General features: G+C 60.6%; 12 protein-coding genes. 6 read left to right on the top strand and 6 right to left on the bottom strand.

Annotated features, from left to right (window positions below; translation table 11 throughout):
* Positions 1–139 precede the first annotated feature (139 nt).
* Positions 140–3,613, top strand: a complete 3,474-nt coding sequence (locus ACIPL0_RS13090; RefSeq protein WP_400597064.1) for a NahK/ErcS family hybrid sensor histidine kinase/response regulator — start codon at positions 140–142, stop codon at positions 3,611–3,613.
* Positions 3,614–3,823: 210 nt separating this feature from the next.
* Here ACIPL0_RS13090 and aceK read toward each other — a convergent pair whose 3' ends face one another.
* On the bottom strand, positions 3,824–5,548 hold the full coding sequence (gene aceK / locus ACIPL0_RS13085) for a bifunctional isocitrate dehydrogenase kinase/phosphatase (protein WP_400597062.1): 1,725 nt from the start codon (positions 5,546–5,548) through the stop codon (positions 3,824–3,826).
* Between the two features lie 192 nt (positions 5,549–5,740).
* On the opposite strand from aceK, the gene ACIPL0_RS13080 reads away from it, so the two are divergent.
* Positions 5,741–7,366, top strand: coding sequence for a methyl-accepting chemotaxis protein (locus tag ACIPL0_RS13080; RefSeq protein WP_400597139.1), 1,626 nt, complete (start codon positions 5,741–5,743; stop codon positions 7,364–7,366).
* Between the two features lie 143 nt (positions 7,367–7,509).
* On the opposite strand, the gene ACIPL0_RS13075 is transcribed toward ACIPL0_RS13080, so the two are convergent.
* The 4 genes from ACIPL0_RS13075 to cysK all read right to left on the bottom strand — a co-directional run bounded on the left by ACIPL0_RS13075 (position 7,510) and on the right by cysK (position 12,887).
* Positions 7,510–8,364, bottom strand: a complete 855-nt coding sequence (locus tag ACIPL0_RS13075; RefSeq protein WP_400597061.1) for a DMT family transporter — start codon at positions 8,362–8,364, stop codon at positions 7,510–7,512.
* A 704-nt stretch (positions 8,365–9,068) separates the two neighbouring features.
* A complete protein-coding gene (locus tag ACIPL0_RS13070) occupies positions 9,069–10,391 on the bottom strand; it encodes an OprD family porin (protein ID WP_400597060.1) in 1,323 nt (440 codons plus the stop codon).
* A gap of 217 nt (positions 10,392–10,608) precedes the next feature.
* Positions 10,609–11,547: an aspartyl/asparaginyl beta-hydroxylase domain-containing protein gene (locus ACIPL0_RS13065; protein ID WP_400597059.1), complete on the bottom strand. Its 939-nt coding sequence runs from the start codon at positions 11,545–11,547 to the stop codon at positions 10,609–10,611.
* Between the two features lie 365 nt (positions 11,548–11,912).
* Entirely contained in the window at positions 11,913–12,887 is a 975-nt protein-coding gene (cysK, locus tag ACIPL0_RS13060) for a cysteine synthase A (protein ID WP_400597058.1), read from the bottom strand.
* A 138-nt stretch (positions 12,888–13,025) separates the two neighbouring features.
* Here cysK and ACIPL0_RS13055 point away from each other — a divergent pair, with 138 nt between their 5' ends.
* The 4 genes from ACIPL0_RS13055 (at position 13,026) to ACIPL0_RS13040 (ending at position 17,714) form a co-directional block, all read left to right on the top strand.
* Positions 13,026–14,102, top strand: coding sequence for a DUF748 domain-containing protein (locus ACIPL0_RS13055; RefSeq protein WP_400597057.1), 1,077 nt, complete (start codon positions 13,026–13,028; stop codon positions 14,100–14,102).
* Between the two features lie 357 nt (positions 14,103–14,459).
* Positions 14,460–15,305 (top strand): AAA family ATPase, encoded by an 846-nt coding sequence (locus ACIPL0_RS13050; protein ID WP_400597056.1) that lies wholly within the window; start codon positions 14,460–14,462, stop codon positions 15,303–15,305.
* A gap of 15 nt (positions 15,306–15,320) precedes the next feature.
* Entirely contained in the window at positions 15,321–16,499 is a 1,179-nt protein-coding gene (locus ACIPL0_RS13045) for a VWA domain-containing protein (RefSeq protein WP_400597055.1), read from the top strand.
* Between the two features lie 381 nt (positions 16,500–16,880).
* On the top strand, positions 16,881–17,714 hold the full coding sequence (locus ACIPL0_RS13040; RefSeq protein WP_400597053.1) for a hypothetical protein: 834 nt from the start codon (positions 16,881–16,883) through the stop codon (positions 17,712–17,714).
* A 10-nt stretch (positions 17,715–17,724) separates the two neighbouring features.
* Here the strand turns inward: ACIPL0_RS13040 and ACIPL0_RS13035 are convergent, their stop codons facing one another.
* A complete protein-coding gene (locus tag ACIPL0_RS13035) occupies positions 17,725–18,333 on the bottom strand; it encodes a hypothetical protein (protein WP_400597052.1) in 609 nt (202 codons plus the stop codon).
* Positions 18,334–18,397 lie beyond the last annotated feature (64 nt).

The raw sequence follows: 18,397 nt of genomic DNA, 5'->3' as shown, positions 1-18,397 counted from the left end.
AGTTGCGTGCAGCTCTGCGCTGCGACACCCCGCCGCTGCGACCTTGGTCGAGACAGACGAACGTCACTGGTCGTGCCAGACTGTCTGACCGGCGATGGATCGTCGGCGAAATCGTCACCTGCTTGAATCCGGAGTTCCCATGTCGCTGTCCAGCGGTCTGATCGCTGCCGTCGCCCTGGCCTATATGGCCATCATGTTCGCCATCGCCTTCTACGGCGACCGTCGTCGTGGCGCCCTGCCGCCCCGGTTGCGGGCCTGGGTGTACAGCCTGTCGCTGGCGGTGTATTGCACCAGTTGGACGTTTTTCGGCGCGGTGGGCCAGGCGGCCGAGCAGTTGTGGTCGTTTTTGCCGATCTATCTGGGGCCGATCCTGCTGTTGCTGCTGGCGCCCTGGGTGCTGCAGAAGATGGTGCTGATCAGCAAGCAGGAAAACATCACCTCCATCGCCGACTTCATCGCTGCCCGCTACGGCAAGTCGCAGACCCTCGCCGTGGTGGTCGCGCTGATCTGCCTGATCGGTGTGCTGCCCTACATCGCCCTGCAATTGAAAGGCATCGTGCTCGGCGTGAACATCCTGATCGGTGCCGGCGCCGACGCCACCGGCACCCGCGCCCAGGACACCGCGCTGGTGGTGTCGCTGGTGCTGGCGCTGTTCACCATCGTGTTCGGCACGCGCAACCTCGACGCCACCGAGCACCACCGTGGCATGGTGCTGGCGATTGCCTTCGAGGCGCTGGTCAAGCTGTTCGCCTTCATGGCGGTCGGCGCGTTCGTCACCTTCGGCCTGTACGACGGCGTCGATGACCTGTTCAACCAGGCCATGCTCGCACCGCGTCTGGAAATGTACTGGCAGGAAACGGTGAACTGGCCGTCGCTGGTGGTGCAGACCGGCGTGGCGATGATGGCGATTGTCTGCCTGCCACGGCAGTTCCACGTCACCGTGGTGGAAAACATCGAGCCACAGGATTTGCGTCTGGCCAAATGGGTGTTTCCGACCTACTTGCTGCTGGCCGGTCTGTTCGTGGTGCCGATTGCCCTCGCCGGGCAAATGCTGCTGCCGGCCTCGGTGCTGCCTGACTCGTTCGTCATCAGCGTGCCGCTGGCCCACGCCCACCCGGCGCTGGCGATGCTGGCATTCATCGGTGGTGCGTCGGCGGCCACCGGCATGGTCATCGTTGCCAGCGTGGCGCTGTCGACCATGGTCTCCAACGACATGCTGCTGCCGTGGCTGCTGCGGCGCAAAACCGCCGAGCGGCCATTCGAAGTATTCCGCTACTGGATGCTCTCGGTGCGCCGGGTCAGTATCGTGGTCATTCTGCTTCTTGCCTACGTCAGCTACCGCCTGCTCGGCTCCACCGCCAGCCTGGCGACCATCGGCCAGATCGCCTTCGCCGCCATCACCCAGTTGATGCCGGCGATGATCGGCGCGCTGTACTGGAAGCCGGCCAACCGCCGTGGCGTGTTCGCCGGCCTTGCCGCCGGGGTGTTCATCTGGTTCTACACCCTGGTCCTGCCGCTGGCTGCCCACAGCATGGGCTGGTCGCTGAGCAGTTTCCCGCTGCTGGCGTGGCTGCACAGCAATCCGTTCAACCTGCCGATCACCCCGCTGACTCAGGGCGTGGTGCTGTCGATGGCGGGCAACTTCATTCTGTTCGCCTGGGTCTCGCTGCTGTCGCGCACGCGGGTGTCCGAGCACTGGCAGGCCGGGCGTTTCATCGGTCAGGAGTTGCAGGCACGGCCCAACAGCCGTTCGCTGCTGGCGGTACAGATCGAAGACCTGCTCAAGCTGTCCGCCCGTTTTGTCGGTGAAGAGCGCGCGCAGCAGAGCTTCATCCGCTTCGCCTACCGTCAGGGCAAGGGCTTCAACCCCAACCAGAACGCCAACGGCGAATGGATCGCCCACACCGAACGCCTGCTGGCCGGTGTACTCGGCACCTCGTCGACCCGCGCGGTGGTGAAAGCCGCCATCGAAGGCCGCGACATGCAGCTCGAAGACGTGGTGCGCATCGCCGACGAAGCCTCCGAGGTGTTGCAGTTCAACCGCGCCCTGCTACAAGGCGCCATCGAGAACATCACCCAAGGCATCAGCGTCGTCGACCAGTCGTTGCGCCTGGTGGCCTGGAACGACCGTTATCTGGAGCTGTTCAATTACCCGGACGGCCTGATCAGCGTCGGCCGGCCGATTGCCGACATCATCCGTTACAACGCCGAACGCGGACTGCTCGGCCCCGGCGAGGCGGAGGTGCACGTAGCGCGGCGTCTGCACTGGATGCGTCAGGGCCGTGCCCACACCTCCGAGCGGCTGTTTCCCAATGGCCGGGTGATCGAACTGATCGGCAATCCGATGCCGGGCGGCGGTTTCGTCATGAGTTTCACCGACATCACCGCGTTCCGTGAGGCGGAACAGGCGCTCAAGGGCGTCAACGAAAGTCTGGAGCAGCGCGTCGCCGAGCGCACCCGCGAGCTGTCGCAACTGAACGTGGCGCTGACCGAGGCCAAGGCCCACGCCGAAGCCGCCAACCAGTCGAAAACCCGCTTCCTCGCCGCCGTCAGCCACGACCTGATGCAGCCGATGAACGCCGCGCGGCTGTTCTCTGCCGCGCTGCTGCACACCGATGACAACGTGCCGGACGAGGCGAAACAACTGATCCAGCACCTGGACAGTTCGCTGCGTTCGGCCGAAGACCTGATCAGCGACTTGCTGGACATTTCGCGCCTGGAAAACGGCAAGTTCACCCCGACCATCGTGCCGTTCCCGCTGAACAATCTGTTCGACACCCTCGGCGCCGAGTTCAAGGCGCTGGCCCAGGAACAGGGCTTGAGCTTCCGTGTGCGCGGCAGCTCGTTGCGCATCGCCAGCGACGCCAAGCTGTTGCGCCGGGTGCTGCAGAACTTCCTGACCAACGCCTTCCGTTACGCCAAAGGCCCGATTCTGCTGGGTGTGCGGCGCAAGCGCGGTTATCTGAGCCTGGAAGTCTGGGACCGTGGGCCGGGCATTCCCGAGGACAAGCGGCAGGTGATTTTCGAGGAGTTCAAGCGTCTGGACAGCCACCAGACCCGCGCCGAAAAAGGCCTGGGCCTGGGCCTGGCGATTGCCGACGGCCTGTGCCGCGTACTCGGGCACAGCCTGGAAGTGCGTTCGTGGCCGGGAAAAGGCAGCGTGTTCAGTGTGCGTGTGCCGCTGGCCCAGCCCCAGGCCGTGCCGCACGCCGTCACCAGTGAACCGCGCAAGACCGCGCTCAACGGCACGCAGGTGCTGTGCATCGACAACGAAGACAGCATCCTGATCGGCATGAACAGCCTGCTCAGCCGCTGGGGTTGTCAGGTGTGGACCGCGCGCAATCGCGAGGAGTGTCAGACCCTGCTCAACGACGGCATCCGTCCGCATCTGGCGCTGGTGGATTACCACCTCGACCATGGCGAAACCGGCACCGAACTGATGGCGTGGCTGCGCACGCAACTGGGCGAGCCGGTGCCTGGCGTGCTGATCAGCGCCGACGGCCGCCCCGAACTGGTGGCGCAGGTGCATGCGGCGGGGCTGGAGTACCTGGCCAAACCGGTGAAACCGGCGGCGTTGCGGGCGTTGTTGAGTCGGCATGTAAGCCTTAGCTGATTCAACACGATCCCCTTGTAGGAGCTGGCTTGCCCTGCGACCGGCGGGGAACCCGTCGTAAAACCTGCACACGCGGTCTACCTGCCATACCGCGTACACCGAATTTACGACTGCTTCGCAGCCGGTCGCAGGACAAGCCAGCCCCTACACTGACCGTGGGAGCCTACAGAGCGCGCAATCGTCCGGATGCGGCCCAGACCAAGCGCGCTCCTACAGAGTCTGGCTTTTCTGCCGCCGATACGGAAACACATCGATCACCTTGCCCGCGCGGATCGCCTCCTGCAGCCCTTTCCAGTAATCGGCCTCGTACAACTCGCCGTGCAGGCGGCTGAACAACCGGCGCTGGCCCATGTCGGCGAACAGAAAGGGCGCGAACTCTTCGGGAAACACATCTTGCGGGCCGATCGAATACCACGGCTCCGAGGCCATCTCATCCTCCGGGGTGCGCGGTTCGGGGATGCGCCTGAAGTTGACCTCGGTCAGCCAGCAGATCTCGTCATAGTCGTAGAACACCACCCGGCCATGGCGGGTGACGCCGAAGTTCTTCAGCAACATGTCGCCGGGAAAGATGTTGGCCGCCGCCAGTTGCTTGATCGCCAGCCCGTAATCCTCCAGCGCTTCGAGCACCTGGGCTTCACTGGCGTTTTCCAGATACAGGTTGAGCGGGATCATCCGCCGCTCGGTCCAGCAGTGGCGGATCAGCACCGTGTCCCCTTCCAGCACCACGGTTGAAGGCGCCACTTCCAGCAGTTCGTCCAGACACTGCCGGTCGAACCTCGCCACGGGAAAGCGAAAGTCGGCGAATTCCTGGGTGTCGGCCATGCGCCCGACCCGGTCGACGTTTTTCACCAGGCGGTATTTCTCGATCACCGTGGCGCGGTCGACGTTTTTCGACGGCGAGAAGCGGTCCTTGATCACCTTGAACACCGTGTTGAAGCCCGGCAGGGTGAACACGCTCATGACCATGCCGCGCACACCGGGCGCCATGACGAACAGGTCGTCGCGTTCGGCCAGATGACCGATCAGCGCCCGGTAGAACTCGGACTTGCCGTGCTTGTAGAAGCCGATGGACGTATACAGCTCGGCGATGTGCTTGCCCGGCAGAATGCTTTTGAGGAAATCGACGAACTCCGCCGGCACCGGCACATCGACCATGAAATACGAGCGGGTGAAGGAAAAGATGATCGACACCTCGGCCTCATCAGTGATCAGCGCATCGATGCCCACGCCCTGCCCTTCGCGGTGTACCAACGCAATCACCAGCGGCCATTGCTCATCCAGCGTGTGGATGCGCCCGACCAGATAGGCGCCCTTGTTGCGATACAGCACCGATGAAAACAGCTCCACGGTCAGCGCCGAGTCCTTGCACACCCAATCCGGCAGGCTGTCGCGCAGACGTTTTTCCATGCGCTGCAGATCACCGGGCAGATCGGCATAGGCCACCTCAAAACGGTAATCGCCGAACACCTGCGCCAGCATCGCCGGCAGATCGCCGTGGGGTCGGTACAGCCGGGTTTGCGCGGCGCGCTGCCCTTCACGTCGCGCCGGCCGGGTGGTGTGAATGAACATGCAGGTGTCGCTGATCAGGTCGTGGCTGAACAGGCTGCAGAAAATCGAGTTAAACCAGGTCTCCGCCAACTCGTCATCCAGTCGGGGATCGATCAGCGCGATGTAAGCGCCCTTCACCGCCGGCCAGCGTCCGGGATCGAGCAGGATGTCGGCCTCGAAGCCTTCACGTAGCCGCCGCGTCGCCGCTCCGACCTTTTCCTCGTACAGGGCAATCCGCGCCGTCGAAGCCGACTGGGCCTGTTGCCACTGCGCCTGCTCGAAACGCTGGCGAGCACCGTCGGCGATCTGCTTGAAGCAGGCGCGATAGTCGTCGAAACCGTCGAGAACCAGTCGGGCAATGGGAGCAGCAGGCCATGAAGAGGGCATTGAAATATCTCGACACTGTACTGTGCCCGAGCTTAGCAGCGGATTGCCATCAGCACCGGAACGCTTACAACCGGTCACAGTCAGAACATTCCCCAATGATAGCTATTTGATATACAACCCATTCCTGCCAGCCCCCGACAACAACAAGAAGGCCCTGGATGACCCTGAAAAAACAGCAGCAAGGAGCGATTTATCTTGATCAGAAACATGCGGATTGGTAGCAGAGCAAGCTTGGGTTTCGGCCTGGTCGGCGTGATACTGGCGGTCGTCGGGCTGTTCTGCCTGGCCCAGATGACCGTGTTGCGGTCCAGCGCCGAAGTCATCGAAGAGACCTGGATGCCACACATCGAAGACACCCACGCCATGGCCGACCGGGTCACCGCGATACGCATGGAAGCCCTGCGCCTGATCGCCATCCCTGAAGCCGGTGTGCAAAGCAGCAGCAAACAGGTGATCCGCGACAGTCGCGAACGCCTGCTGACGCAGCTGAGCACCTACAGGAGCCAGATCGCCAGCCCCGAAGAAGGCCAGTTGCTGAGCCATCTGGAAGGCTCGGTACAGAATTACCTGAGCATCCTCGACCGCGTCATCGCCGCCATCAACGCTGGCGAGGCTACCCAAGCCTACACCGTACTGAGCGAGCAACTGGCGCCCGAGGGCAGCCGACTCGACAGCCATCTGCGAGCCTTGATCGGTTTCAGCCAGAAAGGCGCCGACGCGGCGGCCAAGGATGCAGCAGCGCTGTACGAACGCACGCAACTGATCGTGATCGCGACCATTGTCGTGTCGCTGATCATCACCCTGCTGCTGGCGCTGGCGTTGACCCGCAGCATCGTGCGACCGATCCGTCAGGCCCTCGGCGTGGCGCAGACCATTGCCGCCGGCGATCTGACCCGGCCTATCGTCCATGAGGGTCGCGACGAACCGGCGCAGTTGCTCGAAGCGCTGTCGGCGATGCAGCAAAACCTGCGCTCGACTATCCGCGGCATCAGCGAGTCGTCGCAGCAACTGGCCTCGGCAGCGGAAGAAATGAGCTCGGTGATGGAACAGAGCACCCGCAGCTTGCAGGCACAGAACGACGAAATCGAACTGGCCGCCACGGCGGTGACGCAGATGAGTACGGCAGTGGACGAGGTGGCGAGCAACGCGGTGTCGACCTCGGAAGCATCGAAAGCCTCGGATGCCGACAGTCAGCATGGTCATCGTCAGGTCACGGAAACCATCGAATCGATTCAGGGGTTGGTCGGCGAAGTGATGAACGCCTCGACCCAGGCTCAGGGCCTGGCGACTCAGGCGCAGGACATCAGCAAGGTGCTGGAAGTGATTCGCGGCATCGCCGGACAGACCAACCTGCTGGCGCTCAACGCGGCCATCGAAGCGGCCCGTGCCGGTGAGGCCGGACGCGGTTTTGCCGTGGTCGCCGACGAGGTGCGTTCGCTGGCCCAGCGCACGCAGGACTCGACCCAGGAAATCGAGCAGATGATCAGCAGCATCCAGAGCGGCACTCAGGACACGGTCGGCGCCATGCAGAACAGCGCCAGCCAGGCTGAACAGACCCTGCAACGGGCCAGCAGTGCCGGGCAGGCGCTGGAGAAGATCACTGCTGCCATCTCGCAGATCAACCAGCGCAATCTGGTGATCGCCAGTGCCGCCGAACAGCAGTCGCTGGTTGCCCGCGAAGTGGACCGCAGCCTGGTCAACATCCGCGACCTGTCGACCCAGACCGCCGCCGGCGCCACCCAGACCTCCGCCGCCAGTCAGGAACTGTCGCGCCTGGCGGTGGACCTCAATGGGCTGGTGATGCGGTTTGTGCTGTAAGCCACACCGTCATACCCGTGGGAGGGAGCCCTGCTCGCGAAAGCATCCGGTCAATCACTGTCGCAGTGTCTGACCTGACGCATTCGCGAGCAGGGCTCCCTCCCACGGTCGGTGTTCGAGCGGAAGTCAGTGTGTCGCTTCGGTCATTTCACCTTGCGAAACACAAACCCCAGCCCGATCACGATCAGCGCCATGCCCAGCAGGCTCAACAGCGCCAGGCGGTTACCGAAGATCAGGTAGTCCATGATCGCCGTCACCGCCGGCACCAGATAGAACAGGCTGGTGACATTGACCAGGTTGCCCTGGGCGATCAACCGGTACAGCAGGAACGTCGCCAGCACCGACACCACCAGCCCCATGTACAGCACCGGCACATAGAAGCCGATGCTGTGCTCGAAGTGAAACGGCTGGAACGGCACGAACACCGCACACACCAGCGCGCCGGCAAAGTACTGCACCGGCAGCGTGCCCAGTGGGTTGTCGGTGATGCGCTTCTGCATGATCGAACCGCCGGTCATCGCCAGCATGCCGAGCACACCGAACAGCATGCCGGCCAGCGAGCCGCCGTCACCGATGCCCTGAAACACCACCAGCACCAGCCCGACGAGGCCCAGACTCAGACCGAACATCCGTGAGAACGAGCGGCTGCGCTCGACCAGCACGGCCGTGAGGATCGGCTGCACGCCCATGATCGTGGCCATGACGCCGGGCGCGACGTGCATGTCCAGCGCCAGCAGGTAGCAGATCTGATAGGCCCCCAGCAGGACCGCGCCGGTGGCAATCGCGTAGAGCATCGACTGCCGGGTGGCGGGCAACTTGTAACCGAGGGTCGGGATCAGCACACCCAGGCCGATCAGCGCCAGCAGAAAGCGGAAGAACAGAAAGGCAAACGGCGAGGCATGGGCCAGACCCCACTTGGAAACGATTGCGCCGCTGCTCCAGAGCAGGACGAACAGAGTGGTTGAAGCCAGTGAGGCCAACGCTTTGTTGGAAAACATGTGTCACCTGTGATTCAGACAAAATCGGACCCGGCACGAAACCGGATTCACAAACGTTTTGTTGGGGTGGTCAGGCGTGGATCGACAGCGCAGAAAAGCGCGCGATCAGCCGAACACAACCACGGCTGGCGGTGCGACAACGCACACGACCGGGCTGCTCACAGGGGAAGGTGGTGGGTAGTGCGTGATAAAGGCGACTTGCATGCACCCACACGCATCAGCGACAGCAGAAGCTGCAGCCTTGAACGCGAATGGTGAGGTGAATGCGGGCATTGTCTGCGCCTTTTCATGAAAGGGGTGATTGTTGCAACGTGTTGCAGCAACGGGGCCGACTATAACCAGCCTGTGCAGGGTTGTGCAATATCGTTTTGCAGCCCACCCCGCATCCCGTGGGAGGGAGCCCTGCTCGCGAATACGTCAGACCAGACACTGCCGTGGTGACTGACCCACCGCTTTCGCGAGCAGGGCTCCCTCCCACAGGTCATATGCAACGCAGATGATTCAACTCAATCCAGCAGATTCAGCCGATGTACACGTGGCCGACATCGTCGCGTTGGAAATGTGATCCCTCAAACACCACACATCCTGTGGGAGGGAGCTCTGCTCGCGATGGCGTCAGGTCAGACAATGCTGTGTCGATTGACCCACCGCTTTCGCGAGCAGGGCTCCCTCCCACAGGTCATTTGCAGCACAGAGGATTCGGCTCAATCCAGCAGATTCAACGGGTACTCGACCACCAGGTACAAACGGTCGATATCGTCGCCGCCCTGGGCGTCGTTGCCGCGGTGCGAGACGTGGGACACATTCAGCGACAGATTTTTCGCCGGCCCCGACTGCACCACGTATTTCACGTCGATATCGCGTTCCCAGTGGCGCCCGCCCTTGCCCTGGATCGGCTGGAAGCGTCCGCTGTCGGCGTCGAACGGCTGATACACCGCGCCCTGCGGGGCATGGGTGCCGTCGATCCCGCTGCCGCGCACATAACGGGTCATGAAGGTCAGGCCGGGAATGCCCAGCGTGGCGAAATTCAGGTCATAGCGGGCTTGCCAGGACTGCTCATGGGCGCCGTTGAAATCCGCGTATTTGATCGAGTTGGCCAGGTAGATCGAGTCCCCGCCAACAAAATCGAAGGGCGTGTCGCCGTCGATTTTCTGGTAGCCCAGGGTAAATCCCTGCGCCCCGACGCGGTATTTGGCCGACAGGCTGTAGGCCGTGTTGTCGATGGCGCCGGCCCTGGCGCTACCTTCATCCAGCGTGCGGTACAGATTGCCGTCCAGAAACAAAGAACTGTTATTCGACAGCACGCTCAGGTAATGCGCGTTGCCGTAGTACTGCCGCCAGGTGTCGGTGAGTTGCGAGGCGTACAGCGAGCCGCCAAGGGGCGAATCCCCGGTGCTTTCCACCCCTGCCAGGCTGATCGACGAGCCGCGAGTGCTGGCGCCGTAGCCGTCGAAGTCACCCTTGGCGGTGGAGGCGTTTTCGTTCTTGAACGCGTTGAAATGCCCGGCCACCAGTTTCAGCCCATCGATCTCACGGCTGTCGAGGAAAAAGCCGGTGGCGTATTCCGGTTGCAGGCGCTTGTCGCCGGTGTCCAGCACCGGGGTTTCGACTTCCATTTCGCCGAATTTCAGCGTGGTTTTCGACACACGAAACTTCACGGCCCCGCCACCGTCGGCGTAGTCGTCGGCGGCCCGGCCGTCATCGTCCAGCGGCAACAGACCGGTGCCGGCCCGCCCTCGTCCGCTGTCCAGCTTGAGGCCGTAGAACGCATGGGCATCGATGCCGAAACCCACCGTGCCCTGGGTGAACCCCGACTGCAGGTTGGCGATGAAGCCCTGCGCCCACTCCCGGCGATAGCTCTGCCCGGAATGCCCGGTGCGGTAGTCGTTGTCGAGATAGAAATTGCGCGCCAGCACGTTCAGCGAGGTGTCGGCGAGAAAGCCGTGTTCCTCGTTGGAGTCCGCCGCCATCAGATCGCAGGAGCAGGCCACCAGTGCCAGGGTCAAGAGGGGCAATCGGCTTGCCATGGTTCCGCCTTTGTCAGAGTTCCGCTGGCGCAGAGGCTCTAGCCCGGCCACCAGCAATGTCTGCATGGTCGCGGAACAAGACGGTGGCGGGATTGAATGGACGTGCTATTCGCCGGTGTTGAGAGAGAGGGGGTACTCGTAGCCGTCCGACTTGCCGGCGTCAGCGCTCATCAGAACGCCAACGCCGGCAAGCCGGACGGCTATGGAGTCGGGGCGATCAGCCGAACAGCCAGCGGCCCAGAACGACCAGCACGATGACCGCCAGCACCGGACGCAGAATGCGATAGGCCTTTGGGTTGGCGCGCTTGAACTGTTTGACCTTGCCACTGATGGCATTGCTGAAACGCTTGCTGAAGGCATAAGCCTGGTTGATGCCGCCGACACGCTCGTCATCGGTGTTCTGCGGCGCGGTGGCGCGACCGAGGAACGCGCTGACGCGCCGGTTGAGCGAGGTCATGAAGCGGTTGCTCAGCGGACGTTCGATGTCGCAGAACAGGATCACCCGGGTCACGTCGGTTTCGTTCTTCACCCAGTGCACGTAGGTTTCGTCGAACATCACATCTTCACCGTCGCGCCAGGCGTAGACCTTGCCATCGACGAAGATCCGGCAATCGTCGGAGTTCGGCGTGGACAGGCCCAGGTGATAACGCAGCGAACCGGCGAACGGATCGCGGTGCGGGTTCAGGTGGCTGCCACCGGGCAACAGGGCGAACATCGCACCCTTCACATTGGGAATGCGGCTGACCAGCTCGACGGTTTTCGGGCACAGCACTTCCGCCGACGGCAGCGGTTTGTCGTACCACTTCAGGTAGAAACGCTTCCAGCCCTTCTTGAAGAACGAACCGAAGCCGGCGTCGTTGTCCTTGGCGGCGGCACGGATGTAGCCCTCGTCGAACAGGTGCATGGCTTCGTCGCGGATGACTTCCCAGTTGTCCTTGAGCACATCCAGCTCGGGGAACTTGCTGCGGTCCAGATACGGCTTGGACGGCACGGCGGAGAACATGTACATCAGGGCGTTATAGGGGGCGAACAGCGCCGAATGATTGACGAATTGGCGCAACACCGGCAAACGCGCCTTTCCACGCAAGTGCACATACAGCGTGCTGCCGATGAACAGCAGCAGGATCGCCGCCTTGGCAGCAAAAGAAAGGGTCATGCAACTCTCCTTGAAACGGGCAGAAATCCAACCATTGCCGCAAATAACCACTGACAGGACCGTGGACGGCTCCGCGATCCCATGTAGGAGCTGGCTTGCCCTGCGACCGGCGACGAAGTCGTCGTAAAACCTGTGTACGCGGTGTACCTGACACGGCCAGTGCGTACGGTTTTACGACGGGTTCCCCGCCGGTCGCAGGGCAAGCCAGCTCCTACAGGGAGGCGCAAGACAGTCCTTGCGCCTGCAGAATCGATCATTGCCGAACCCTGCCGGATGACCTGAAGCAACAACCCGGCAGATTCTTGATGGCGGCCATCATAAGCGTTCGACCGCCCGGTAAAAAGCCGCAACACCCGACCATACGACTATTGGGTCAGCTCCTGTTCAGTAAACAGGTCGCTGAACAGCATGCTCGACAGGTAACGCTCGCCCGAATCCGGCAGGATCACGACGATGGTCTTGCCCTGCATTTCCGGCTTCTCGGCCAGACGCACCGCCGCCTGCATGGCCGCGCCGCAGGAAATCCCGCAGAGAATCCCCTCTTCCTGCATCAGGCGCAGGGCCATGGCCTTGGCTTCGTCGTCGCTGACCAGCTCGACCTTGTCGACTATCGACAGATCAAGGTTTTTCGGGATGAAACCGGCGCCGATGCCCTGGATCTTGTGCGGGCTGGGGGTGATTTCCTCGCCAGCCAGCGCCTGGGTGATGATCGGCGAGATCATCGGCTCCACCGCCACGGCCTGGATCGGCTTGCCCATGGTGTTTTTGATGTAACGGGCCACACCAGTGATGGTGCCGCCGGTGCCGACGCCGGCCACCAGCACATCGATGGCGCCGTCTGTGTCGTTCCAGATTTCCGGGCCGGTGGTCTTTTCGTGGATGGCCGGGTTGGCCGGGTTGTCGAACTGGCCGGGCATGAAGTACTGCGCGGGGTTGCCGGCGACCAGCTCTTCAGCCTTGGCGATTGCGCCTTTCATGCCTTTGGCCGGCTCGGTCAGCACCAGCTCGGCACCGAGGGCCTTGAGCACCTTGCGCCGTTCTATGCTCATGGAAGCAGGCATGGTCAGCATCAGCTTGTAGCCACGGGCCGCAGCGACAAAGGCCAGACCGATCCCGGTGTTGCCCGAGGTCGGCTCGACGATGGTCATGCCCGGCTTGAGCTTACCGCTGCTTTCGGCATCCCAGATCATGTTCGCGCCGATCCGGCATTTCACCGAATACCCCGGATTACGCCCTTCGATCTTCGCCAGCACGGTGACACCACGGGGTGCGATGCGGTTGATCTGCACCAGTGGCGTATTGCCAATGGAATGGGCGTTGTCAGCGTAGATACGGCTCATGACGGGGGTCCTTGCGCAGGTTGTGCGGGTTTACGGAAAAGAGGAAAGCCTAAGCCTGGGGCGGTATTTGCGTCCAGTCATTGCGAACGGATGACAACACCAGCAGTCAACAAATTCAGAGAACCGGAGAACACCGCCATGAAACGTCGCTATAGCTGGCCGCTGTGGACTGTCGTTGGCCTCGTTGCCCTGTTGATTGCCGTCCACATCGCGCTGCCTTACGCCGTGCGTCATTACCTCAATGAAAAGCTCGCCGACATGGGCGAGTATCGCGGCCACGTCACCGATGTCGACCTGGCGCTGTGGCGCGGCGCCTACAAGATCAACGGCCTGAACATCGTCAAGGTCGCGGGCAAGGTGCCGGTGCCGCTGCTGTCGGCGCCGGTGATCGACCTGTCGGTGAGCTGGCATTCCCTCTGGTATGACCATGCCGTGGTGGCACAGGTAGTGTTTCTGCGTCCGCAACTGAACTTCGTCGACGGCGGCGCCAACAAACAGCAGTCGCAGACCGGTGCCGGCACCGACTGGCGCGCACAGCTGAACAAGCTGCTGCCGATCACCCTCAACGAAGTGCGGGTCGAAGACGGCAAGATCACCTTCAGCAACTTCAATTCCACGCCCGAGGTGAAAATCCAGGCGGACAGCGTCAACGCCAGCGTCTACAACCTGACCAACGTGGTCGACAGCGCCGGCAAGCGCGACGCCCGTTTCGAAGGCAAGGCCCTGCTGCTGGGCCATGCGCCGCTGGAAACCAACGCGACTTTCGACCCGTTCAGCAACTTTGAAAATTTCGACTTCAAACTGCGCGCCACTGACCTGCAACTCAAGCAGTTGAACGACTTCGCCTCGGCCTACGGCAAGTTCGACTTCAACGCCGGCAATGGCGACATCGTCATCGAAGCCAAAGCCGACAAAGGCCAGCTCAGCGGCTACATCAAACCGCTGCTGCGCGACGTCGACATCTTCAACTGGCAACAGGACGTGGAAAACCAGAACAAGGGCTTCTTCCGCTCGATCTGGGAAGCCATGGTCGGCGCCGGCGAGACGGTGCTCAAGAACCAGCGCAAAAACCAGTTCGCCACCCGCGTTGAACTCAGCGGTAGCGTGCACAAACAAGACATCAGCGCGTTTCAGGCGTTTCTGCAAATCCTGCGCAACGGCTTCGTCCAGGCGTTCAACACGCGCTATGACAGTGGCAAGAGTCAGGCGCAGTGAGGGTTGCATGAACCTCGCCCCGACAGACACAGGTTTGGCGGCAATCCACAACTCTTGTGGCTGACATCGATCCCGTGGGAGGGAGCCCTGCTCGCGAAGGCGTTCGTCCAAATACTCCTGAGTAGCCTGACACACCGCTTTCGCGAGCAGGGCTCCCTCCCACAGGATCTGTGTGGTCTGTAGGACAAGCCAGCTCCTACAGAAAACCTCGGGCAGCACCCGGTCACACCGTGACGCCCCATTCAGAGACTGAATAAAGCGTCTGCGTTCACAGTCGAGCGGGCTGCGCGTTATAGTCGCAGGCATTGTGTTGCCGATCGGGCCCGTTGCCCGCCTGTCACGTTCGAGGATTTTCCGATGAAGTTCGAAGGCACTTCCGCCTATGTCGCCACCGATGACCTGAAGCTTGCAGTCAATGCCGCCATCACCCTGGAGCGGCCGCTGCTGGTCAAGGGCGAACCCGGCACCGGCAAGACCATGCTCGCCGAGCAACTGGCGCAATCCTTCGGCGCCAAACTGATCACCTGGCACATCAAGTCGACCACCAAGGCCCACCAGGGCCTGTACGAGTACGACGCGGTCAGCCGCCTGCGCGACTCGCAACTGGGCGTCGACAAGGTCCACGACGTGCGCAACTACCTGAAGAAGGGCAAGCTCTGGGAAGCCTTCGAGTCCGAAGAACGGGTGATTCTGCTGATCGACGAGATCGACAAGGCCGACATCGAATTCCCCAACGACTTGCTGCAAGAACTCGACAAGATGGAGTTCTACGTTTACGAGATCGACGAAACGATCAAGGCGAAAAAACGCCCGATCATCATCATTACCTCGAACAACGAAAAGGAACTGCCGGACGCCTTCCTGCGCCGCTGCTTCTTCCATTACATCGCCTTCCCGGACCGCACCACCCTGCAACAGATCGTCGACGTGCACTACCCGGACATCAAGAAGGATCTGGTCAGCGAAGCGCTGGACGTGTTCTTCGACGTGCGCAAGGTGCCGGGCCTGAAGAAAAAGCCTTCGACCTCGGAACTGGTGGACTGGCTCAAGCTGCTAATGGCCGACAACATCGGCGAGGCGGTATTGCGCGAACGCGATCCGACCAAGGCCATTCCGCCGCTGGCCGGCGCGTTGGTGAAGAACGAACAAGACGTGCAGTTGCTTGAACGACTGGCCTTCATGAGCCGTCGCGGCAATCGCTGATTCGAGGCCTTCGCCATGTTGCTCAACCTGTTCAATGAAATGCGCGCAGCCAAGGTGCCGGTGTCGGTGCGTGAGCTGCTCGACCTGATCAACGCCCTGAAACAGCGGGTGACGTTCGCCGACATGGACGAGTTCTACTACTTGTCGCGGGCGATTCTGGTCAAGGACGAGCGTCATTACGACAAGTTCGACCGGGCCTTTGGCGCCTACTTCAACGGTCTGGAAAAACTCGACGATCACCTGCAGGCGCTGATCCCCGAAGACTGGCTGCGCAAGGAGTTCGAGCGCTCGCTGACCGATGAGGAACGCGCGCAGATTCAGTCCCTCGGCGGCCTCGACAAGCTGATCGAGGAATTCAAGAAGCGCCTGGAAGAACAGAAAGAGCGCCACGCCGGCGGCAACCGCTGGATCGGCACCGGCGGCACCAGCCCGTTCGGTTCCGGCGGCTACAACCCCGAAGGCATCCGCGTCGGCGACGCCGGCAAGCGTCAGGGCAAGGCGGTCAAGGTCTGGGACCAGCGCGAGTTCAAGAACCTCGACGATCAGGTCGAACTGGGCACCCGCAACATCAAGGTTGCCCTGCGCCGCCTGCGCAAGTTTGCCCGCCAGGGCGCGGCGGACGAGCTGGACATCGACGGCACCATCGACCACACCGCCCGCGATGCCGGTCTGCTGAACATTCAGATGCGCCCGGAACGGCGCAACACGGTCAAGTTGTTGCTGCTGTTCGACATCGGCGGCTCGATGGACGCCCATGTAAAAATCTGCGAAGAACTGTTCTCGGCCTGCAAGACCGAGTTCAAGCACATGGAGTATTTCTACTTCCACAACTTCATTTATGAATCGGTGTGGAAGAACAACTTGCGCCGCACGTCGGAACGCACTTCAACGCAGGATCTTCTGCACAAGTACGGCTCCGATTACAAAGTGATCTTTATCGGCGACGCCGCCATGGCGCCCTATGAAATCACCCAGCCCGGCGGCAGTGTCGAACACTGGAACGAAGAAGCCGGCTATGTCTGGATGCAGCGCTTCATGGCCAAGTTCAAGAAGATCATCTGGATCAACCCGTATCCCAAGGATGCCTGGAACTACACCACTTCCACCAACATCGTCCGCGACCTGATCGAAGACCAGATGTACCCACTGACCTTGCGCGGGCTAGAAGAAGCGATGCGCTATCTGTCGAAATAGCCCGACAACTCAACACCCTTTCCCTGTGGGAGCGAATTCATTCGCGATTGGCCGTACATTCGACACATTGCTGTCGTCTGAAACGACGTCTCGCGAATGAATTCGCTCCCACAGGGGGGGCGTGTGACAGTGAGCCCGCTTCAGATACCTCACCTGCAGCTTTGTGCACCAACGCCATTATTCTCTCGTCGCCCCGGCAGTTGCATTTTTTCCATTGACGGTTTTCTGTACCGCTGATTACGTCGATTTTGTCAGTAGGCAATAGCCCTGACTGTATTTATCAACCTAGAGATACGCATCAATCACTAAATCAGAGCGCACCATTCGGCTGAGGCATGACAGCACAGCACGGGCGCGCTCGCCCAAAAAATGGATTTTGAAATGAGAAATATCACAACCCTATGTGCCTCACTGGCATTCGCAATATCAGTCATCAATGTCGGCAGCGTCAATGCTGGAACCCAATCCGCGCCAGCGGTAAATCCACAGATCGTGGAACTGCCGGACAAGCTCAATACCGTTATTGGTACGCTGGATAGTGATGATGACGTCAAATACTACAGCTTTACTGCCCTGCGCGGGCAGAAAGTGATGATTCACGATGCTCAGAGAGGGACGAAAGGCTCACAATGGAAAATCGAATACAAAATAGACGGAGACTGGAAACCGGTACCTACGTTCGATAGCTACATCAGCGCAAAGCTACAACCTCAACAGCCAATCTTGATGAGAATTTCTCGAGCCGGCGGGATAGTGCTGCCCCCAGGACAGCGTTTTCATGTTGAATTTGGATCGGCTCCTTTTACCAGTCACACCAGAGTCTCCGGAGATGCGGACCAATTTGCCATTTACTTCTCCACTCACAAATTCAGGCATCAGGTCGAGTGGGTGGCAGTGATACAGGACTCAACCGGACATCCCGTTGAAGGGGCGACCGTTGAGTTCTCAATGACAATGGATCATCTGGGCGCCTCCCCTACCGTGATATCCAAAAGGACAACTGGACCATCAGGCGGCCTCGCGGAAACTTTAAAGTTAAATGACTGCCAGGGTACAAAGACATCTCAACCCTTTGTAGGAGTTTACGACTTCAAGACAAAATGGCAGGTCAGCTATAACACCGGCCACTGGCATATTTCCGTACAAGGAAATAAGTCCACCGGTGTTCGCCCTGTTCCACTGGCGCACATTTGCTCGGCTAAAATAGTTAGATAGCCGTACGGGCTCATGATCGCTCCAGGTTATGAGCCTTATTAAAATCCGATGATTGAAAATACCTGGCATATCCTGCATCAAACCCTTCCAGGGTTCTATTCACCAAAACCGCCAAGGACCAGATATATTCCTTAGCCAACCTTTTGAACGCATTGTGCTCGTTCAACCACTTTGAGATCAGTTTTTCTTCACATGGCGCCAGTTTGTGCTTGCCCGGAGCCGCCGTTATGGTGCCATTTTCGTCGACTGAAAAAGTGAAATCCTTATCCTTAAGGGTCGGCTCATGCTCAATCAACTGTCCTTTCAGATCACTAAACATGGCCTGAATGCTGTCAGCCTGAAGTTCGGCTTCCTTCTTGCGCCAATCCAATTTTATCTGCTCGTACATTTCACAGGTATTCATGGATCTAAAAAACATACCGCCATCATCAGAGGGCCGTAGCGTATTATCGAAACGAGTCTCGTGATAAACATAATCTGATTCCGGCCGGCTCAGGATAATTTCACACTCCAGTGCCGTCTGCTCATCTATTCCTCCATTCCTTTTGGCTTTTTCAAAGGCAATCTCCACCGCTTGCCTATAGGAATGCCTTATATCAACAATCAAGTCGAGATTCATACACTGCTCCTCATGTCAGATATACACGAGAGTTTTAGCGGCAGCGCCCCGGTTCAGTTGACCT

It is taken from the genome of Pseudomonas sp. NPDC090208, from assembly GCF_044746785.1.
GTDB lineage: Bacteria > Pseudomonadota > Gammaproteobacteria > Pseudomonadales > Pseudomonadaceae > Aquipseudomonas.
This window is presented reverse-complemented; position numbering and strand designations above follow the sequence as displayed.